Source organism: Nostoc sp. PCC 7107, assembly GCF_000316625.1.
Classification (GTDB): domain Bacteria; phylum Cyanobacteriota; class Cyanobacteriia; order Cyanobacteriales; family Nostocaceae; genus Nostoc_B.
On sequence record NC_019676.1, the window covers coordinates 3,019,055 to 3,036,840 of the forward strand.

Consider the following 17,786-nt stretch of genomic DNA (forward strand, 5'->3'; position numbering starts at 1 on the left):
TTTGTTTGACTACTGACCAATGACTAATGACTAAAAACCATTTTTGGCTGGGTGTCATACCAAATATCGGGAGAAAAAGGAAAATCAGGATAGCCGACGCGCAACAAGCACAAACCTTGAGCAGGTGCGGCGTATTTTACTTCTTCTCGACGTTCTTGTTGCCAAATTTCGGTGAAGTTAGCCAGGGTTCGCTGTTTAGCACCTACTTGTACTAGCATTCCCACCAACAGCCTGACCATGCCATATAAAAATCCATCTGCTTGAATTTCTATATTGAGCAATGATCCAATACGATGGCATTCTGCGGCTTGTATTTCTACCCAAGAATGCGATCGCTTGGAGCCTGCCCGATGGAAGGCAGCTAAATGCTGTTTACCCAGCAGAGGCCTTATCGCAGACTGGATTAATAATTCATCCAGAGGGTGATGATAATAATGCCAACTGAAGGGTTGAACGAATAAATTCGGTCGTTTTTCAGTGTATATCGTGTAGCGGTATCGCCGATAAGCTGCGCTAAAACGAGCGTGCCAGGCGTTACTTACGGCGGCTGAAGCCCTAATAATGATGTCTGGCGGCAGATAACTATTGAGAACTGCTGACCATTTGTGAGCCGGGATTAAACCTGTAGCATCAAAATGAGCTACTTGTGCAGCCGCATGAACTCCGGCATCAGTACGTCCTGCTCCATGCAGGGTGACATGATAACCCAGAATACTCGCGATCGCTGTTTCTATTTCTTCTTGGACTGTACGCTGACTATTTTGTCGTTGCCAACCATGAAAGTGAGTACCTAGGTATTGAATTACCAAGGCTACCCTTTGAGTTTGTTTTGGCTGGTCAGTTTCTAACATACAGATTTTGTGTCATTTGTCATTCGTCATTTTGACTATTGACCTTTGACTTAAACCAGTTCAATAATTGCCATTTCGGCATTGTCTCCGCGCCGAGGCACAGTATGGAAAATCCGGGTGTAACCACCACTACGATTACCATACCGAGTAGGAGCTTGCTCAAACAAAGCATGAACTAGTTGTTTGTCGTATATGTAACCTAAAGCTGCTCGACGTGATGCTAAGGAGCCATCTTTAGCTAAGGTAATCATTTTATCTACTTCACTTCGTAAAGCTTTCGCTCTAATCAAAGTGGTGGTAATTCGACCATGACGAATTAGCTCAGTGGCTAAGGTACGCAGCAGAGCGCGACGCTGGTCAGCTGGTTTACCAAGTTTTTTAACCCGACAACGGTGACGCATAATAATAGTTGACGATGAACTATGAAAGGTTTTGCTTTAGCTGTGTTTGGAGCTTCTTTCTTGCGGTAAGGTAATTCCCAAGCGTCGTTGCAAGGCTTCTACAACTTCTTCCGCAGATTTTTGACCAAAGTTTTTGATTTCTAACAGATCTTCTTGGGTAAAATCCAATAAGTCTGCTACAGAATTCACTTGTGCGCGTTTGAGACAGTTATATGCACGCACAGAAAGTTGTAGTTCTTCGATGGGAATCTGAGCCGTTGGGTCGTCTGGAACATCAGAACCAATATCTGTTGGTTCTAAAGAAATATCTTTTAGCGGGTTGAACAAATCTACCAGAATACTAGCAGCTGAGGATAGTGCTTCTTGGGGAGATACACTGCCATTTGTCCAGACTTCTAATAATAGTCTGTCTTTTGTAATCGAGCCATCGGCACGGGCTTCTTCAACGCTGTAGTTGACTTTTCGGACTGGCATAAATACCGAGTCGATTTGCAAGAAGTCCAAAGATGTAGCTTCTTCTCTTCCTCTTTCTACAGTGCGATAACCCTTGCCTCTTTCGATCCGAAATTCCATTTCCAGCTTACCGCCCTCAGCTAGAGTAGCGACATACTGGGTAGGGTCAACGACTTCTACTTCACTAGGTAAATCAAAATGGGCTGCTGTGACTGTTGCTGGCCCGGTAACAAGTAATCTGCCAATTTGGGGTTGAGAAGAATAGCTTTTGAGAATGACTTCTTTCATTCTCATCAAGATTTCTAGCACATCTTCCCGCACACCCGGAACTGTGGCAAACTCGTGTGTAACACCAGCAATTCTGACTGCGGTAACGGCTGTCCCTTCTAAATTGGACAGTAACACTCGCCTTAGTGCATTACCAACAGTTGTGCCTTGACCACGCTCTAGGGGTTCTAAGACAAACTTGCTGTAATGGCTCCGACTTTCCTCTGTACTAGACTCTACACATTCAATTTGAAACTGCGCCACGGAGTAGCCTCCCTTAATTAAGGTGCTGCTAACAATTAATTGCCTATTCAATTTACTTTTGCCCTAAGCTTTTTTTAGGTTGTTCAAACTGCCAACACTACGATCGCAATATTTGATTTCCTAATTTTGCCTGCGGGCGATTATCCATAAATATGGCGTTTTAGAAAGTACAGCAGCTCTCCCCCTGGGAAGAGCTAACTGGCTTTTTCCCGCCCAAGCCATCAGAAGTTATTTTGCCTTCACATCAAAGCCTTAGTAGCTATTACAGGTGAATTTTTGATTAAACTTCTTGTTTTTGTTGCCCTAAAGGTTCTATCTAGACTCGGCGGCGCTTTGGTGGACGGCAACCATTATGAGGAATTGGGGTAATATCACGAATCAGTGTAATTTCCAGTCCTGCTCCTTGAAGGGCGCGAATCGCAGTTTCTCTACCTGCACCAGGGCCACTGACCATCACCTCAATTTGACGCATTCCTTGGTCAATAGCTCTTCGGGCTGCGCTTTCAGCAGCAGTTTGTGCAGCAAAGGGAGTTCCCTTTTTAGCTCCCTTAAAACCACTGGAACCAGCACTTGCCCAGGAGATAACATCGCCATTTTGATCGGTGATTGTGACAATGCTATTGTTGAAAGTAGATTGGATATAAGCAAGTCCGTTGGGTACGTTCCGCTTTTGCTTTTTACTCCCAGTTTTTTTAGTTGGTTGTCTCGCCATATTTTTTTAGTTAATTTAGGGAAAAACTTGCTCTGATGAGCAAGCAATGAACAATTATTTGCCGGGAGCCTTCTTCTTACCAGCCACTGTCTGCCTTCTTCCACGACGGGTTCTAGCATTAGTACGAGTTCTTTGCCCTCTGACTGGTAAACCCATTCGATGTCGGCGACCTCTGTAGGTACCAATGTCAATTAAGCGCTTGATGTTCATACCTTCCAAGCGCCGCAAGTCACCTTCTACTTGATAGTTACTTTCTATTTCTGCACGTAGGCTTGCAACATCGGTATCACTTAAGTCTTTAACGCGGGTATCTGGATTGACACCTGTAGCCGCAAGAATTTCCTGCGATCTTGATAAACCAATTCCATAAATGTAAGTCAGACCAATCTCAACGCGTTTATCGCGTGGCAGGTCTACGCCGGCAATACGTGCCACAATGAATTTCTCCCTGTTGTTCTCGCAAGTTCTCTTTGTAAGATATGGTTTATGTTCCACATCTGGAATTTTTGTGGTGATTTTTCCAAGTCGCAGCTAACTCCCACATTTTGAGAGTGTTATCCTTGACGTTGTTTGTGCTTGGGGTTAGAGCAAATCACCATAACGCGACCACGACGGCGAATCACGTTACACTTTTCACAAATTTTTTTGACAGAGGCTCTGACTTTCATGCCTTTTGTAATTGACTCCAAATATAAAATTATAGCATTTCTAGAAAAATATCGCAGTTAAGTAAATGAAAATCTTCCAACAAGTAGATTTTATGGTAAGATCCTTCACATACAACTTATTTTTTCTGGATTTAATTATTTTTTCCGCAATCTATAAGTAATTCGGCCTTTTGTCAGGTCGTAGGGAGTTAATTCAACCTTGACGCGATCGCCTGGCAAAATTTTGATATAGTTGCGGCGAATCTTTCCAGAAATGTGTGCAAGTACATTAAATCCATTGTCCAAATCAACACGAAACATCGCATTGGGTAAGGACTCAGTAACTGTACCTTCCATTTCAATCAAATCTTGCTTAGACAATTTTTTTGTTCCTCAACTCAACAATTTCCCATTCGCTTGCAGTATTCACCTGCAAAAGAACACAATTTGAGAAATATATCAACAGTTTATTAATATATCTTAGCTAAAATTGTTCCGCATTCTGTTTCAAAAGGGGAGCGAGGAATTGGGAGTAGTATAACAATTCCATACGTCCCAATTACTACTCCTTAATCTCAAGCTAGGGAGCTAAAATGTTTTTCAATTCACTAGTGACTTCTTCTTGGGATTGATTACCATTAACTGTCAGCAGCCTTTCTCTCTGACTATAGTAATCAATAAGTGGTGCTGTTTCATTGCGGTACACTTCTAGACGACGACGAATGACCTCTTCGGTATCATCTTTTCTTCCTCTAGCTAGTAAACGTGATATCACAATGTCATCTGGTGCATCTAAGTTAACTACCCTTTCGCCACCTTGAGCAGTTTTAGCCAGCAATTCTTCTAAAAAAGCTGCTTGCGTCACTTTGCGAGGAAAGCCGTCTAAAATCCAGCCAGATTTGGCATCTGATTGAGCTAAACGTTCTTCTACTAAGTCTTGCACCAACTGATCAGGAACTAACTCACCGCTATCAACATAACTTTGAGCTTTAATTCCCAGAGGAGTTTGCTCTTTCATTGCTTGCCTCAATATTTCCCCAGTGGAAATATGAGGTATTTGCAGGTATTCTGCCAAAACTTGAGCTTGAGTTCCTTTACCCGCCCCAGGTGGCCCCAAGAAGATTAGTCGCGTCACTATTGTTTCACCATTCCTTCATAGCGCTGAGAGATGACGTAAGTTTGGACTTGTTTTGCTGTATCGATTGCCACACCAACTAGGATTAATAGTGAAGTAGCACCCAATCCTTTAAAGGTTGGTACTTTCAAAGCACTTTCCACAGCAGTAGGAATAATCGCCACCAAGCCTAAAAATATCGCTCCCAAAAAAGTTAATCGGTTGATTACTCGTTCGATATACTCACTGGTCGCTTTACCTGGGCGAATTCCTGGAATACTAGAACCCATTTTTTTCAAGTTCTGAGCCACATCAACTGGGTTGACAATCAATGAAGAGTAGAAGTAACTAAAGAAAACAATCGAAGTTAAGTAAACCAGAGCATATACCCAAGGTGCAGAACCACCGGGACTGAGATAAGTATTGACGATATTCGCCAACTCAGGATTTTTTGTAAAATTGGCAATTAACAGAGGCAAACTGAGGATAGCCGCTGCAAAAATAATTGGCATGACACCGCCAGAATTGAGCCGAAGGGGTAGATAGCTACGCTGTTCTGCCAAAACTCGTCTTCCTACTTGACGACGAGCCGAAATAATTGGGATGCGGCGAATGCCTTCTTGCACAAATACAATCCCAACAATAGTTGCTAGGAATACCACTACTAGTACAATTACCCGACCCACGATTTCTCGACCACCAACTTGTACTAAGTCAATAGTGTCGCCTAGAGATTTGGGTAGCGAAGCGACAATGTTGACAAATATCAACAGTGATGCGCCATTGCCAATGCCACGTTCTGTGATCAGTTCGGATGCCCACATAACGAACATAGAACCTGCGGTAAGCGCGATTGCAGTTTCAGCTACAAATACAGGGCCTGGAGTTAAGGCAAATTGTTGAAGAAAAAAGGCAGAAAATGCCGTACTTTGGATAATTGCCCAACATACAGTCACGTAGCGCGTAATTTGCGAAATTTTCCGCCGTCCTGCTTCGCCTTCGTTTTTTTGTAAATTTTCTAAAGATGGAATAGCCGCCGTCAGCAATTGGATAATAATGGACGCATTAATAAAGGGTAAAATCCCCAAAGCAAAGACTCCTAAAGTAGAAAGTCCGCGCCCAGAAAAGATATCCAATAAACCAAATATTGAATTATTGCCGGAAATTGCTTCGTGGAATCTAGTTCTATCAATTCCAGGTACAGGTAAAAAGATACCTAGGCGAACCAAAATTAAAATACCGACAGTGACAAGCAGCCTGCCTCGAAGCCCAGCTGCTTGTGCCATCTGCATAAAAGTTTCTTGAGCCGTTGGGGCTTTATCTCGACTGATCATAGAGTGCTACCTTTGTCGTGAACCAGGCACTGGAAGCAAGTTGGCAGGTCTTTAAGTGCGCGGTTGGGCTTCACCCTAAAACTTCACAACTTCCTCCAGCCGCCTCAATTTTGCTACGAGCTTGACCTGTGAAAGCTGCCGCTTTGACGTTGAGCGCAACGTTTAATTCCCCATTACCCAAAATTTTCAATGAACCCTTGACAGAGGTTAAGATACCTGCTGCTTTTAAAGAATCCAATGTTACTTCTGTATTGGCAGGAAGAGAGGCCAGCTTCTCTACATTTATCGTAGTGTAAATCTTGCGATTCACAAGAGGAAAGCCTTTCAGCTTGGGTATACGGCGGTAAAGTGGTTGTTGACCACCTTCAAACCCTGGTCTAGTACTGCTACCAGAGCGGGATTTTTGACCCCGCATACCGAGACCAGCACTGGCACCTTGACCAGCCGAAATACCTCTACCTACACGGCGACGGCGTTTTTTCGAGCCTTTTTGAGGCTTAACATCGTTGAGTCTCATGATGTTAGTAATATTTTTACAAGAACTCTGTAAGTGAAGCTCTACTAAATGTAGAGTTTGTCAATAGCAATGCCACGATCTTCAGCAACTTCAGCCAAAGTACGTAGTGTAGATAAAGCATTGACTGCGGCTCTAGCATTATTGAGTGGGTTGTTAGAACCGAGTTGTTTAGCTAGAACGTTACGAACTCCTGCTAATTCCAGCACAGTCCGAACAGCACCACCAGCAATTACACCAGTACCAGGTGCGGCTGGACGCATAATCACTTTTGCACCACCACCAATGCCATCAATAGGATGAGGGATAGAATTAGATTTTGTAATGGGAATGTCAATTAGGTGTTTTTTGCCATCAGCTACACCTTTTTTAACAGCACCAATTACATCTGAGGCTTTCCCTACTCCGACACCAACTTGACCACGTTCGTTACCAACGACGACGATCGCCCGGAAGCTGAGTTTTTTACCACCCTTAACGACCTTGCTCACGCGTCGGATTTGGATTACGCGCTCTTGCCAGTTGGTTTCTTCTTTTTTCGCGCGGTTAGTTTTACGACGACCTGTTGCCATAATCAATGCCTTTAAAAGTCAAGAGTCAACAGTCAAGAGTCAAGAGTCAATAGTCATTACTTTTGACTATGGACTATGGACTTTTGACAACTTTAAAAATCCAAGCCAGCTTCGCGTGCGGCTTCAGCTAGTGTTTTGATTCGACCATGGTATAAGTTACCACCGCGATCAAATACTACTTTATTAATGCCTTTTTCGAGCGCTCGCGCTGCAATTAACTTCCCAACTTTTGCTGACGCTTCACAGTTAGCACCAGAAGCTAAATTTGCTTTGATCTCTGTATCTAAAGTTGATGCAGCTACTAAGGTTTGATGTTGAGTATCATCAATTACTTGCGCGTAAATGTGTTCGTTAGAGCGAAATACGGCTAGGCGTGGGCGTTCAGGAGAACCGTTAACCTTGCCACGGACGCGGCGATGACGACGCTGTTTTGATTCTCTACGAGTAAGTTTCATTTTTATTTCTTACCTTTACCTCCGGTCTTACCAGCTTTGCGTCTGACTACTTCACCTGCATAGCGAATCCCTTTACCTTTGTAAGGTTCTGGTGGTCTGACGGCACGAATTTTAGCAGCTGTATTACCTACGATTTCTTTGTCGTAGCCGCTAACTATGACGTTAGTGTTGCCTTCTACAGCAAACTGAATTCCATCTGGTGGCTCAATGTTTACTTGATGGCTGAAACCCATGTTTAAAACTAGGTTACGCCCTTGCACTTGCGCTCGATAACCAACCCCTTGAATTTCCAAACGACGTTGAAAACCTTGGGAAACTCCCTCTACCATATTGGCCACCAATGTCCGGCTTAAACCGTGCATTTGGCGAGAGGTACGGGAATCATCTTTACGAACTACTTGTAAGGTTTCCCCTTCTTGGCTGACTGTCACGTGAACAGGTAAATCCCGTGAAAGTTCACCTTTAGGGCCTTTGACCACAACCTTTGTGCCATCAATGGTAATTTGCACTTTGGCGGGAATAGTAATTGGTCGTTTACCAATACGAGACATGATCTTTTGTCCTTTGTTCTTTGTCTAAAGTTCATAGTCAACAGTAAAGGCTTTTGACTTTTGACTTTTGACTTTTGACTTTATAACTTCTACCAGACGTAGCAAAGTACTTCACCACCCAAGTTCTGACGGCGAGCTTCGCGATCGGTCATAATGCCACTAGATGTAGAAATAATGGCAATACCGATACCGCCTAATACTCTGGGTAATTCTTTTCGGTTGGAATAAACGCGTAAACCTGGTTTACTCACCCGTTTTAAAGCGGTAATCAAAGGCTGACGATTTTTACCCTTGTATTTTAAGGCAACCACCAGATGACGTTTTACGCCTTCTCCGGTTTCTGAAAATTCCGAAATAAATCCTTCTTCCTGTAGTACTTTGGCAATACTACGGGTCATTTTAGTGGCTGGCACTTGTGTTGTTTGATGCCTTGCCATGTTGGCATTGCGGATGCGCGTCAGCATATCTGCAATTGTGTCGTTAGCCGCCATCGTTCCCTCTTTAGATGAACTTATTGATCGCGAAAGGGCATTCCCAATTCTTTGAGTAAAGCGCGGCCCTCTTCGTCATTTTTTGCTGTAGTAATGATTGAAATATCCAGACCACGAATCTGATCAATGCTATCGTATTCGACTTCTGGAAATATTAGCTGTTCTCTTACGCCCAGAGTATAGTTACCGCGTCCATCAAAGCTTTTAGGACTGATACCACGAAAGTCGCGAATTCTTGGTAGTGTCAAGCTGATCAGACGGTCGAGAAAAGCATACATTCTCTCACCTCTGAGAGTGACCATGATCCCGACTGGCATACCTTGACGAATTTTAAAGCCTGCGATCGCTTTTTTAGCCCTCGTCACTACAGGTTTTTGACCTGTAATCAGCGCAATTTCGTTGATAGAAGCTTCCAGCGACTTAGCATTTTGTGCGGCTTCGCCCAAACCTCTATTAACAGTAACTTTTATCACCTTCGGTACTTGATGAACGTTGGTGTATTGAAACTGGGTTGTCAGTTTAGGGACGATTGTCTCTCGATATAAGGTTTTGAGTCTTGTTGTCGCCATAGTTTTTTGTCCTGTTATCCCTGGTCTTGGTCAGGGAAGATTATGAAGGATGAAGATAAAATAAGGAGTATTTAGACTTCAGGCTTTAGATTCATCCTTAATCAATAATCTCGCCAGTTTTTTTGAGTTTTCTCACCTTCTTGCCTTCTGGTGTAAAGGTATAGCAAACGCGACTAGCGACATTTTGTTTTGTGGAATAGAGCATCACGTTGGAACTATGAATGGGGTACTCCTGAGTCATGATCCGCCCAGATTCCCCTTCTTGTTGGGGTTTAAGGTGCTTAGTCTTAATGTTGACACCTTTAACAACAACTTTACTCAGTTCCGGTAATGCTTTAATGATTTCACCAACTTTGCCTTTATCTTTACCAGCAATCACTTGCACGGTGTCGCCAGTTTTGACGTGCATTTTATGAAATTCTTTTTCCTTTTGCCTTGCCATTACAGCACCTCCGGGGCTAAGGAAACAATTTTAGTAAAGTTTTTGTCTCGTAATTCCCGTGCTACTGGGCCAAATACTCGTGTGCCTCTAGGATTACCATCTTTGTTGATGATCACTGCGGCATTATCATCAAAGCGGATAGTCATACCGCTATCACGATGAATGTTATGACGAGTACGAACAATGACAGCTTCCACAACATCTGATTTTTTCACAGCCATGTTAGGAATAGCATCTTTGACAACAGCAATAATTTTGTCGCCGATAAAACCGTAACGACTGTTACCCGCGCCTAAGACTCGGATACACATCAGTTTACGAGCGCCGCTGTTATCTGCCACATTCAAGTAAGTTTGGGGTTGAATCACAATTGGTCTCCCTTGTGCAGTTGTTAGTTGAATAACAACTTATGAATTTTTAGTGTTGAGTATCTCTGTGACTTGCCAGCGCTTGGTTTTGCTCAAGGGTCTGGTTTCCTGAATCCGCACGCGATCGCCCACTTTGCATTTATTTTCTTCATCGTGAGCTTTATAGCGGCGGGTTTTCACTACAATCTTGCCGTACTTGGGATGGGGAGCGCGGTTTTCAATGGCAACTACCACTGTTTTCTGCATTTTGTCGCTCACTACCAAGCCAACTCGTTCTTTGATTGCCATAATCTCTTATTTTTCTTCCTTAACCGGTTGATTTGCTGCCCGTTTGCGTTCTCCCTCTACCGTTAAGAGTTGGGCGAGGCGATGGCGAGCATGGCGGAATTGGTGAGGTTTTTCTAGTTGTCTGGTTGCCTTTTGCAAGCGCAACTGAAACAGTTGTCTTTTAGTGGCGATAATTTCCTCAGATAATTTCTCGTCACTTAATTCTCTAGCTTCTGAAATCTTGGGAAGCGGCATAACCTACTCCTGCTCCTCTTCTATTTGAGGGCGCACAATAAATTTGGTTTTAATTGGCAGCTTAAATGCAGCTAGGCGCATAGCCTCACGGGCAATTTCTTCTGAAACACCAGCGATTTCAAACAAAATCCGCCCTGGCTTGACTACAGCTACCCAAAATTCTGGATTACCTTTACCAGAACCCATCCGGGTTTCAGCCGGACGCATGGTAACAGGTTTATCTGGGAAAATCCGAATCCAGATCTTACCACCCCGACGAATATAACGAGTCATCGCCCGACGGGAAGCCTCGATTTGCCGAGATGTAATCCAAGCTGGTTCTTGGGCTTGAAGTGCAAAATCACCAAAGTTAAGGGTACTACCCCGATGGGCTAGACCCGCCATCCGTCCGCGCTGTTGTTTGCGGAATTTAGTTCTTCTAGGACTTAACATGACTATGAAGTGTGAAGTGTGAAGTATGAAGTGTGAAGTCTGAAGCACGAAGTATGAAAGATAAATTTTTTCATCCTTCTTCCTTCATCCTTTAGCCTTCATTTGAACGGTCTTCAAACTGCTGGCGACGGCGCTGTTGTTGGCGGCGACGAGGTTCACGTTCGCGGGTAGCGGGTTGGGGTTGAGTTTCTTCCTGTCCAGGAATAATTTCTCCTTTAAATACCCACACTTTGATGCCCAAAATACCGTAAACAGTTTTTGCTGTGCAGTAAGCGTAATCAATGTCAGCCCGTAAGGTGTGTAAGGGTACTCTACCTTCACGCGTCCACTCTGTCCGAGCAATTTCTGCACCGTTGAGCCGACCGCTGACTTGAATTTTAATTCCTTGAATTCCAGCGCGTTGCGCCCGTTGAATTGCTTGGCGGACTACTCGACGGAAGGAAACGCGGCGTTCTAGTTGTTGCGCTATGTATTCTGAAATTAAGTAAGCATCAGCATCAACTCGTTGTACTTCTACAACGTTGATCCGAATTTGGCGATTGCTACCCAACAAATCTTGTAGTCCGGTGCGTAAAGATTCAATACCTTGTCCACCACGACCTACGACTACACCAGGGCGTGCTGTCCGCACTTCTAGATCAATTTGATCTGCTTTGCGCTCAATTCTGACTTCAGAAATCCCAGCGTTATTTTGAGCAAGTCTACCCAGTTTTTGTTCTATATACTTACGAAGTTTGTGATCTTCTTGTAAAAGTTCTGGATAGCGTTCTGGATCTGCATACCAACGGGATTGGTGTTCTTGGGTAATTCCGAGGCGAAAGCCAACTGGATGAATTTTTTGTCCCACAAATGCTTCCTCTAAAGTTCTGGTAATTATTCCGCAGTATCGCCAGCAGCAACAGCTACTGTAATGTGACACGTAGGTTTGCGAATTTGGTAAGCTCGACCTTGCGCTCTAGGTTGGAAACGTTTCAGGACTGGGCCTTGATCAGCGTAAGCTTGGGTAATCACCAGTTGAGCGCGGTCTAGACCTGCATTATGTTCAGCATTTGCGGCTGCGCTTCTGATCAATTTCAGTACTGGGTCACAAGCCCGATAAGGCATGAATTCCAGGATTATGAGCGCTTCTCTATAAGACCGCCCTCGAATTTGATCAAGTACACGACGCACCTTAAAGGGAGACATACGTATATAACGGGCGATCGCTTTTACTTCTGTAGTATTAGTTGCCATGTTTTTCTCCTTGTCGTTTGTCATTCGTCATTTGTCATTTGTCATTTGTCAGCGGCAAAGGATGAATGACAATGAACAAAGAACAAACTATCTACCCGCTTTTTTGTCACTTTTGCCATGACCCCTGTAGGTGCGTGTTGGGGCAAATTCTCCCAACTTGTGTCCTACCATTTGATCACTGATAAACACAGGCACATGCTGTCTGCCATTATGAACAGCAATAGTGTGTCCTACCATTTGGGGTAGGATTGTTGATGCTCTTGACCAAGTTTTAATAACTTGTTTTTCGTTTCTATCATTCAGCTTTTCAATTTTGCTGAGTAAATGATCGGCAACGAAAGGCCCTTTTTTTAGTGAACGACCCATAGTTAAATTTAAGATTTAGGATTTGGGATTTTGGATTTATTGATTTGGACTTTGGATCATGTATCAATCTAAAATCCAAATTTTGAAATCTAAAATTTTAAGACTGACGACCACCACGACCACGTTTGGAAGATTTGCGCCGACGACGCACAATCAACTTACTGCTAGGTTTCTTGGGTTTGCGCGTCTTGGCTCCCAATGTTGGTTTACCCCAAGGTGTGACTGGGCCAGATCTCCCAATGGGCGCTCTACCTTCACCACCACCATGTGGGTGATCCACTGGGTTCATGACACTCCCTCTGACTTTTGGACGGCGACCCTTCCAACGGTTACGTCCAGCTTTACCTGCACTTAGGTTTCTCGCGTCGGTGTTGCCTACTTGGCCAATGGTGGCGTAGCATTCACGCCGTACCATCCGCACTTCTCCAGAAGGTAACTTGAGAGTTACATAATTACCTTCTTTCGCAACTACTTGGGCTGTAGCGCCAGCAGAACGCACAATTTGACCACCTTTACCTGCGGTAAGTTCGACGTTATGAACACTTGTACCCAAAGGAATGTTTGCCAATGGTAAGGCGTTGCCATCTTCAATGGGAGACTCAGTTCCAGCAATTACAGTTGTACCTACAGTCAATCCATTAGGTTGGAGGATATAGCGTTTTTCCCCATCCTGATATTGCAGCAAGGCAATGCGAGCGTTCCGGTTGGGATCATACTCAATTGCTAATACTGTAGCCGGAATGTTGCGCTTATCTCTTTTAAAATCGATAATCCGATAAAGTTTTTTGTGTCCGCCACCCCGACGACGGCTGGTTATCCGCCCTTGATTATTGCGACCTTTGGCGCGATGGATGTACACCGTCAAAGACTTTTCCGGCTCAGTTTTGGTAATTTCTGAAAAGTCGGAGATAGTAACTTGACGAGTGCTGGGGGTATAAGGGCGATAAGAACGAGTACCCATCTTCTGTTAGACCTCTGGGAATAGAATCTGTCTAATCTTCTGTGCGTCCCCAGGTGAGACGGTGACAATAGCTTTTTTATATTGAGGCTTGTAGCCAACAAATTTGCCAACACGACGTTTTTTACGTGGCTGTGTAGCAGTATTAATTTTGACTACCTTGACTTGAAACAAGTCTTCGATCGCTAATTTAATATCTGGCTTGGTAGCTTTGATTACCACTTCAAAAGTGTATTGATTCTGTTCCATCAGAATCGTCGCCTTTTCGGTAACAATTGGACGACGCACCAAGTCTGGCAGATCACGGGGGTCAATCTTAGGCACTGTAGACCTCCTGGATTTTTTCTAATGCTGGTGCTGTGACGACAATTTTGTCAGCGTGCAGCAAGTCATAAACATTTAGTTGATCTGCTGCAATAATTTTTAAATTTTCTACGTTGCGTCCTGACAGATAAACTGTATCTGCAATCTCAGACAAAATTAATAAGCTCTTTTGTTCTGGGTTTGCGCCCCAACGCGCCAAAGCTGCAACTAAATCCTTCGTTTTGGGGCGAGAAAGTTCGCTACTAAATTCTTCTACCACAATCAAGTCATCAGCACGACTCACAAAGGCCGTTCTTAATGCTAATCGCCGTTCTTTACGGTTCATTTTGAGGTCGTATTCTCTGGGTTTCGGCCCAAAAATCACACCACCACCACGCCATAATGGCGAACGAATAGAACCTGCACGAGCGCGACCTGTACCTTTTTGTCGCCAGGGTTTACGGCCACCACCTCGCACTTCCGAACGAGTTTTTGTACTAGCAGTTCCTTGACGCGCATTGGTCGTTTGTCTAACTAAAGCGCGGTGTACAATATGCGCCGCTGTTGCCTCTTTGGCAACCCGCAAGTCGAACGTTTTTTGTCCGACTTCTTCTCCTTGCCAGTTTTTAACTACAGTCTCAACCATTTTTTTGTCCTTTGTCATTTGTCCTTTATCATTTGTCCTTTGTCATTTGTCTTTAGCTAATGACTAATGACTTTTGACAAATGACCATTGACCATTGACTATTTACCAACTTTCTTTGCAGGTACAACAGTTACTAAGGCACCTGGTTTACCAGGTATTGCTCCTTTAATGAGTAACAAGTTACGTTCTGCATCTACACGCACAACTGTCAATTTACTAATGGTGACGCGGGTACCACCCAAACGCCCTGCCATTCTTTTTCCTGGGTACACACGACCGGGTGTTGTACCAGCACCAATAGAACCAGGCGCTCTGTGGTTTTTGGAACCGTGAGACATTGGCCCGCGACCAAAGTTATTTCGTTTTTGGTTGCCTGCAAAACCGCGACCTATGCTGGTACCGATTACATCTACGATTTGACCAGCACTAAAAATATCTGCTTTAATTTCTTGTCCTAATGTGTATTCGCCAGAATTGTCTGTACGAAACTCACTGAGGTGACGTAAAGCCGGGGCTGATGATTTTGCTAAGTGACCCAACAAGGGTTTATTGAGTGATTTTGGTTTGACTTCGCCGTAACCAAGTTGAATGGCGGCGTAACCATCAGTTTGTTTTGTTTTAACTTGGGTAACAGTGCATGGACCTGCTTGAATGACTGTGACAGGAATTGCTGCTCCTGCTTCGTCAAATACTTGGGTCATGCCCAGCTTGGTGCCGAGAATACCTACAGACACAGTAACTGGTTCTCCTTTTTGCTTACTGAGCAGATTCATGGGGATATTCGGTGATGTTCCGACTGAGGGAGGACGATCCTCAGCAATTTCCAGCAGTAATTACTGCTTTCTCTTATCCGGAAAGCAAAAACCGTTCCCTTACTTTTCAGTGAATCCGTTTACTTGAATTAAGTTGTTAACTAAAACAGGCAAGAGTTGAATTCCCAAAGGAATTACAAACTTTTGACTCTAAGGCAATGCTCTAAAGCTTTGCACTTTGTGCAGCAATGCTCTCGTCCAAGCAATTGCTTAGGCACTTTCTGGAGACGGCACTTAGGTTTGTCTCCATTTTGTAGAAGGACTTAAGTAGTTGTTTACCACTCAGTATCCTGATAACTAAGGTTTTTGTATTACTACAGCGCTAGTATTACTACTCAGTTTCTACTCTAAACATCGCCTCAAACTACTGTTCAAGGTTTTGCCTAGTTTATCTGGGCTACAGGATGGAATGTAGGTTCTACCCTGCTCATGGCTTTGATTACTTAGCCATAATTTCATTAGTGAACATTCGGGCTTTCTTAGTCTAGCAGTCTCTTGCCATTTTGGGCTAAATCGTAACCTGATTCTGCTCAATCAGCTGTTAGATGTTATCCTCATGCAAATGAAAAAGAAGAACACTATTCTGCCATTTGGTCACAATCTCATATTATAGATGAGGGTGGTGATATTTGTCGAGTATTTTGCAAGAGAGTTTTCTAGAAAACTTTGGCGAGTCAAGACAATATCTATTTAGGGAATAAATTATGAGATGGCAATTGTCTGAAGAGATTTGCCTCGCTAGTGAAGGCTTTTGCAACTTTTGGGCTAGTTGCTATCCTACAGTAACTTAAATATTTTACTTAACGGTAAATAATAGAGATATGTAAGTGGGATAGGATAAACAAAAATCTATGGCACTAATTACCACTGGCAATGGTTTAATCCGAGATTTGGAAAAATTTGGCGCTCTCGGTACGTACGTCCCTTTAGAGGGAGGCTTTGAAGGTCGATATCGCCGCCGACTGCGTGCTGCTGGCTATGTGACCTTAAATATGACTGCTAGGGGATTGGGCGATGTGGCTGCTTATCTCACAGGAGTTCATGGAGTCAGACCACCTCATTTGGGTAAAAAAAGTACTAGTAGTGGCGCTGCTGTAGGTAGTGTCTACTATTTACCTCCAATTGTTAACTATCAGCTAGAACAGCTACCACCAAAATCTAAGGGTTTGGTTTTGTGGATTATTGAGGGGCATATTCTTTCTGACCAAGAAGTGGAGTTTTTGGCAGAACTACCAAGTTTGGAACCAAGAGTAAAGGTAGTGCTTGAAAGAGGAGGCGCTCGCGCTTTCAATTGGAAGCCTTTGACGGCTACCTTTGCTGTTAGTTCTCAAGCTGTGTAATTTTTTGAATTAATGTTAGGGCGATCGCATTTCTTATTTTATTAAGTGCGATCGCTTATTTTTTGGAGAAGTTGCGATCATGTTTAGAAAAAGCGCGATCGCACTTTTTTTAGTGTCTACCTTGCGTTACTAGTATGTTGGTATGCAGCATGAAAACAATCCATCATTTTATGTGCGTGTCTCAGCAAGAGTTTTAGGATGTCTACTTCCTGGCGAAATTACCGTTATTCTCTTTCCGGGACACGGATTAGTGCTAATCGAAGCGATTCCGACGTATCTGATTCCTGAAAACTTGAGAATGCCCAATAGTGAATTTTATGTGTTATTTAAACATCCTGGGCGCGAAATGATCCGAATTTTGCAAATTGATGAATTTTGTCCAGAAATTGATGGAAGTCAGGATTGAGACTCCAATTGTTTTAAGCTGCAAACAAGAGCTTATTTGGATAGCAAGTGAAAGGTAATGGGGTGAGATGACAGTGATATTATCTACCTTTTATCAGCCCAGGCAAGTTTTAGATTCATATTTGAGCGATCGCTAGTCTACCTTATAGGTGCGATCGCCTTTTTTAGTGACATTGGAGGTTATTAATCTATTGGATCAGTTGTAACCCTAAAAATATAGCCGCAATGGTTCCTGATACAGAAATTTCACCTTGATAAATTTTATCTAATACTGAATCTATAGGAATTAAAATAACTTCAATTTCTTCTGTAATATCTAAATTCTGTTCTCCAACTTTCATAACATTCTCAGCTAAAAATAAATGTATGCGGTTGGTATCTTTGCTGGGTTTATCATAAAAAACAGTGACTTTTTTAACTTGTTGAGCTAAATAACCAGTTTCTTCTTGTAATTCTCGAATGGCGGCGATTTCTGCACTTTCTTGTGTAGGGTCAAAATGTCCGGCTGGTAATTCGATAAAAAAATCTGCGACTGCGTGTCGGTATTGCCTAACAAAAACAATTTCTTGATTACTGGTAATTGGCAAAATAATTGCAATTTCTGGTTTAATACTGACAAAAAAATCATCAATAACTTTACCATTAGGTAATTCGATTTTATCTTGTCTAACCTGACACCAAGGATGGCTTAAAACCATATCTGACTGCAAGATTTTCCATTTCTTGAGATTGCTCATAGATGCTAATTAATAAATGTAAAAAAG

The 17,786-nt window shown here is 43.2% G+C and carries 30 protein-coding genes; 2 read left to right on the forward strand and 28 right to left on the reverse strand.

The genetic code is table 11. From position 1 onward, the window contains the following. Positions 1–23: 23 nt before the first annotated feature. From truA to rplC, 27 genes are all read right to left on the reverse strand, one after another. Positions 24–851 carry a tRNA pseudouridine(38-40) synthase TruA gene (gene truA / locus NOS7107_RS12850; RefSeq protein ID WP_015113406.1) on the reverse strand — a complete coding sequence of 276 codons (828 nt, stop codon included), beginning with the start codon at positions 849–851 and terminating at the stop codon, positions 24–26. A 50-nt stretch (positions 852–901) separates the two neighbouring features. Then, the gene (gene rplQ, locus NOS7107_RS12855; protein WP_015113407.1) at positions 902–1,252 is read right to left on the reverse strand and encodes a 50S ribosomal protein L17; all 351 of its coding nucleotides are present in this window, start codon (positions 1,250–1,252) and stop codon (positions 902–904) included. Between the two features lie 36 nt (positions 1,253–1,288). Next, entirely contained in the window at positions 1,289–2,236 is a 948-nt protein-coding gene (locus tag NOS7107_RS12860; RefSeq protein WP_015113408.1) for a DNA-directed RNA polymerase subunit alpha, read from the reverse strand. 316 nt (positions 2,237–2,552) lie between these two features. Beyond that, positions 2,553–2,948 carry a 30S ribosomal protein S11 gene (gene rpsK / locus NOS7107_RS12865; protein ID WP_015113409.1) on the reverse strand — a complete coding sequence of 132 codons (396 nt, stop codon included), beginning with the start codon at positions 2,946–2,948 and terminating at the stop codon, positions 2,553–2,555. A 54-nt stretch (positions 2,949–3,002) separates the two neighbouring features. Beyond that, positions 3,003–3,383: a 30S ribosomal protein S13 gene (gene rpsM / locus NOS7107_RS12870; RefSeq protein ID WP_015113410.1), complete on the reverse strand. Its 381-nt coding sequence runs from the start codon at positions 3,381–3,383 to the stop codon at positions 3,003–3,005. A gap of 119 nt (positions 3,384–3,502) precedes the next feature. Then, on the reverse strand, positions 3,503–3,616 hold the full coding sequence (rpmJ, locus tag NOS7107_RS27840; protein ID WP_015113411.1) for a 50S ribosomal protein L36: 114 nt from the start codon (positions 3,614–3,616) through the stop codon (positions 3,503–3,505). A gap of 135 nt (positions 3,617–3,751) precedes the next feature. After that, positions 3,752–3,976: a translation initiation factor IF-1 gene (gene infA / locus NOS7107_RS12875; RefSeq protein ID WP_006276978.1), complete on the reverse strand. Its 225-nt coding sequence runs from the start codon at positions 3,974–3,976 to the stop codon at positions 3,752–3,754. 199 nt (positions 3,977–4,175) lie between these two features. Beyond that, on the reverse strand, positions 4,176–4,730 hold the full coding sequence (locus NOS7107_RS12880) for an adenylate kinase (RefSeq protein WP_015113412.1): 555 nt from the start codon (positions 4,728–4,730) through the stop codon (positions 4,176–4,178). Next, entirely contained in the window at positions 4,730–6,043 is a 1,314-nt protein-coding gene (gene secY, locus NOS7107_RS12885) for a preprotein translocase subunit SecY (protein ID WP_015113413.1), read from the reverse strand. Before secY ends, NOS7107_RS12880 begins: the two co-directional genes overlap by 1 nt. Positions 6,044–6,113: 70 nt before the next feature. Next, the gene (gene rplO / locus NOS7107_RS12890) at positions 6,114–6,560 is read right to left on the reverse strand and encodes a 50S ribosomal protein L15 (RefSeq protein WP_015113414.1); all 447 of its coding nucleotides are present in this window, start codon (positions 6,558–6,560) and stop codon (positions 6,114–6,116) included. Between the two features lie 44 nt (positions 6,561–6,604). Beyond that, positions 6,605–7,129, reverse strand: a complete 525-nt coding sequence (gene rpsE, locus NOS7107_RS12895) for a 30S ribosomal protein S5 (RefSeq protein WP_015113415.1) — start codon at positions 7,127–7,129, stop codon at positions 6,605–6,607. 92 nt (positions 7,130–7,221) lie between these two features. Beyond that, positions 7,222–7,584, reverse strand: coding sequence for a 50S ribosomal protein L18 (rplR, locus tag NOS7107_RS12900; RefSeq protein WP_015113416.1), 363 nt, complete (start codon positions 7,582–7,584; stop codon positions 7,222–7,224). 2 nt (positions 7,585–7,586) lie between these two features. Next, positions 7,587–8,135: a 50S ribosomal protein L6 gene (rplF, locus tag NOS7107_RS12905; RefSeq protein ID WP_015113417.1), complete on the reverse strand. Its 549-nt coding sequence runs from the start codon at positions 8,133–8,135 to the stop codon at positions 7,587–7,589. Positions 8,136–8,224: 89 nt separating this feature from the next. Next, a complete protein-coding gene (rpsH, locus tag NOS7107_RS12910; RefSeq protein WP_015113418.1) occupies positions 8,225–8,626 on the reverse strand; it encodes a 30S ribosomal protein S8 in 402 nt (133 codons plus the stop codon). 20 nt (positions 8,627–8,646) lie between these two features. Beyond that, positions 8,647–9,195, reverse strand: coding sequence for a 50S ribosomal protein L5 (rplE, locus tag NOS7107_RS12915; RefSeq protein ID WP_015113419.1), 549 nt, complete (start codon positions 9,193–9,195; stop codon positions 8,647–8,649). A gap of 97 nt (positions 9,196–9,292) precedes the next feature. Further along, positions 9,293–9,637, reverse strand: coding sequence for a 50S ribosomal protein L24 (gene rplX, locus NOS7107_RS12920; RefSeq protein ID WP_015113420.1), 345 nt, complete (start codon positions 9,635–9,637; stop codon positions 9,293–9,295). After that, complete coding sequence (gene rplN / locus NOS7107_RS12925; RefSeq protein ID WP_015113421.1) at positions 9,637–10,005, reverse strand: 50S ribosomal protein L14; 369 nt, start codon at positions 10,003–10,005, stop codon at positions 9,637–9,639. Before rplN ends, rplX begins: the two co-directional genes overlap by 1 nt. A 39-nt stretch (positions 10,006–10,044) precedes the next feature. After that, complete coding sequence (rpsQ, locus tag NOS7107_RS12930; RefSeq protein ID WP_015113422.1) at positions 10,045–10,293, reverse strand: 30S ribosomal protein S17; 249 nt, start codon at positions 10,291–10,293, stop codon at positions 10,045–10,047. 6 nt (positions 10,294–10,299) lie between these two features. Beyond that, entirely contained in the window at positions 10,300–10,527 is a 228-nt protein-coding gene (gene rpmC / locus NOS7107_RS12935) for a 50S ribosomal protein L29 (RefSeq protein ID WP_015113423.1), read from the reverse strand. Positions 10,528–10,530: 3 nt separating this feature from the next. Beyond that, entirely contained in the window at positions 10,531–10,959 is a 429-nt protein-coding gene (rplP, locus tag NOS7107_RS12940) for a 50S ribosomal protein L16 (protein WP_015113424.1), read from the reverse strand. A 91-nt stretch (positions 10,960–11,050) separates the two neighbouring features. Next, positions 11,051–11,806, reverse strand: coding sequence for a 30S ribosomal protein S3 (gene rpsC, locus NOS7107_RS12945; protein ID WP_015113425.1), 756 nt, complete (start codon positions 11,804–11,806; stop codon positions 11,051–11,053). 26 nt (positions 11,807–11,832) lie between these two features. Then, positions 11,833–12,192: a 50S ribosomal protein L22 gene (gene rplV, locus NOS7107_RS12950; protein WP_015113426.1), complete on the reverse strand. Its 360-nt coding sequence runs from the start codon at positions 12,190–12,192 to the stop codon at positions 11,833–11,835. 87 nt (positions 12,193–12,279) lie between these two features. After that, positions 12,280–12,558, reverse strand: coding sequence for a 30S ribosomal protein S19 (rpsS, locus tag NOS7107_RS12955; protein ID WP_015113427.1), 279 nt, complete (start codon positions 12,556–12,558; stop codon positions 12,280–12,282). A 97-nt stretch (positions 12,559–12,655) separates the two neighbouring features. Next, positions 12,656–13,519, reverse strand: coding sequence for a 50S ribosomal protein L2 (rplB, locus tag NOS7107_RS12960; protein ID WP_015113428.1), 864 nt, complete (start codon positions 13,517–13,519; stop codon positions 12,656–12,658). 6 nt (positions 13,520–13,525) lie between these two features. Then, positions 13,526–13,840 (reverse strand): 50S ribosomal protein L23, encoded by a 315-nt coding sequence (locus tag NOS7107_RS12965; protein ID WP_015113429.1) that lies wholly within the window; start codon positions 13,838–13,840, stop codon positions 13,526–13,528. Then, positions 13,833–14,465, reverse strand: a complete 633-nt coding sequence (gene rplD, locus NOS7107_RS12970; RefSeq protein ID WP_015113430.1) for a 50S ribosomal protein L4 — start codon at positions 14,463–14,465, stop codon at positions 13,833–13,835. The genes NOS7107_RS12965 and rplD overlap by 8 nt, the downstream gene beginning before the upstream one ends. A 98-nt stretch (positions 14,466–14,563) precedes the next feature. Then, the gene (gene rplC / locus NOS7107_RS12975; RefSeq protein WP_044500773.1) at positions 14,564–15,199 is read right to left on the reverse strand and encodes a 50S ribosomal protein L3; all 636 of its coding nucleotides are present in this window, start codon (positions 15,197–15,199) and stop codon (positions 14,564–14,566) included. A 929-nt stretch (positions 15,200–16,128) separates the two neighbouring features. Between rplC and NOS7107_RS12980 the strand changes: the two genes are divergently transcribed. Both NOS7107_RS12980 and NOS7107_RS12985 read left to right on the forward strand, forming a co-directional pair. Continuing rightward, on the forward strand, positions 16,129–16,617 hold the full coding sequence (locus NOS7107_RS12980; RefSeq protein ID WP_015113432.1) for an NAD(P)H-quinone oxidoreductase subunit N: 489 nt from the start codon (positions 16,129–16,131) through the stop codon (positions 16,615–16,617). Between the two features lie 142 nt (positions 16,618–16,759). After that, a complete protein-coding gene (locus NOS7107_RS12985) occupies positions 16,760–17,023 on the forward strand; it encodes a hypothetical protein (protein WP_015113433.1) in 264 nt (87 codons plus the stop codon). Between the two features lie 187 nt (positions 17,024–17,210). On the opposite strand, the gene NOS7107_RS12990 is transcribed toward NOS7107_RS12985, so the two are convergent. Beyond that, a complete protein-coding gene (locus NOS7107_RS12990) occupies positions 17,211–17,759 on the reverse strand; it encodes an NUDIX hydrolase (RefSeq protein ID WP_015113434.1) in 549 nt (182 codons plus the stop codon). Between the last annotated feature and the right edge of the window lie 27 nt (positions 17,760–17,786).

Coding starts and splice junctions, on each gene's coding strand:
- rpmJ (WP_015113411.1), bottom strand. CDS start 3,616: ATGAAAGTCAGAGCCTCTGTCAAAAAAATTTGTGAAAAGTGTAACGTG.
- rplB (WP_015113428.1), bottom strand. CDS start 13,519: ATGGGTACTCGTTCTTATCGCCCTTATACCCCCAGCACTCGTCAAGTT.
- rpsE (WP_015113415.1), bottom strand. CDS start 7,129: ATGGCAACAGGTCGTCGTAAAACTAACCGCGCGAAAAAAGAAGAAACC.
- rplE (WP_015113419.1), bottom strand. CDS start 9,195: ATGGCGACAACAAGACTCAAAACCTTATATCGAGAGACAATCGTCCCT.
- rpsQ (WP_015113422.1), bottom strand. CDS start 10,293: ATGGCAATCAAAGAACGAGTTGGCTTGGTAGTGAGCGACAAAATGCAG.
- rplF (WP_015113417.1), bottom strand. CDS start 8,135: ATGTCTCGTATTGGTAAACGACCAATTACTATTCCCGCCAAAGTGCAA.
- rplV (WP_015113426.1), bottom strand. CDS start 12,192: ATGGCAACTAATACTACAGAAGTAAAAGCGATCGCCCGTTATATACGT.
- rpsS (WP_015113427.1), bottom strand. CDS start 12,558: ATGGGTCGTTCACTAAAAAAAGGGCCTTTCGTTGCCGATCATTTACTC.
- rplX (WP_015113420.1), bottom strand. CDS start 9,637: ATGGCAAGGCAAAAGGAAAAAGAATTTCATAAAATGCACGTCAAAACT.
- rpsH (WP_015113418.1), bottom strand. CDS start 8,626: ATGGCGGCTAACGACACAATTGCAGATATGCTGACGCGCATCCGCAAT.
- rplR (WP_015113416.1), bottom strand. CDS start 7,584: ATGAAACTTACTCGTAGAGAATCAAAACAGCGTCGTCATCGCCGCGTC.
- NOS7107_RS12985 (WP_015113433.1), top strand. CDS start 16,760: ATGCAGCATGAAAACAATCCATCATTTTATGTGCGTGTCTCAGCAAGA.
- NOS7107_RS12980 (WP_015113432.1), top strand. CDS start 16,129: ATGGCACTAATTACCACTGGCAATGGTTTAATCCGAGATTTGGAAAAA.
- truA (WP_015113406.1), bottom strand. CDS start 851: ATGTTAGAAACTGACCAGCCAAAACAAACTCAAAGGGTAGCCTTGGTA.
- NOS7107_RS12990 (WP_015113434.1), bottom strand. CDS start 17,759: ATGAGCAATCTCAAGAAATGGAAAATCTTGCAGTCAGATATGGTTTTA.
- rplD (WP_015113430.1), bottom strand. CDS start 14,465: ATGGTTGAGACTGTAGTTAAAAACTGGCAAGGAGAAGAAGTCGGACAA.
- secY (WP_015113413.1), bottom strand. CDS start 6,043: ATGATCAGTCGAGATAAAGCCCCAACGGCTCAAGAAACTTTTATGCAG.
- rplQ (WP_015113407.1), bottom strand. CDS start 1,252: ATGCGTCACCGTTGTCGGGTTAAAAAACTTGGTAAACCAGCTGACCAG.
- rpmC (WP_015113423.1), bottom strand. CDS start 10,527: ATGCCGCTTCCCAAGATTTCAGAAGCTAGAGAATTAAGTGACGAGAAA.
- rplP (WP_015113424.1), bottom strand. CDS start 10,959: ATGTTAAGTCCTAGAAGAACTAAATTCCGCAAACAACAGCGCGGACGG.
- rpsK (WP_015113409.1), bottom strand. CDS start 2,948: ATGGCGAGACAACCAACTAAAAAAACTGGGAGTAAAAAGCAAAAGCGG.
- rplO (WP_015113414.1), bottom strand. CDS start 6,560: ATGAGACTCAACGATGTTAAGCCTCAAAAAGGCTCGAAAAAACGCCGT.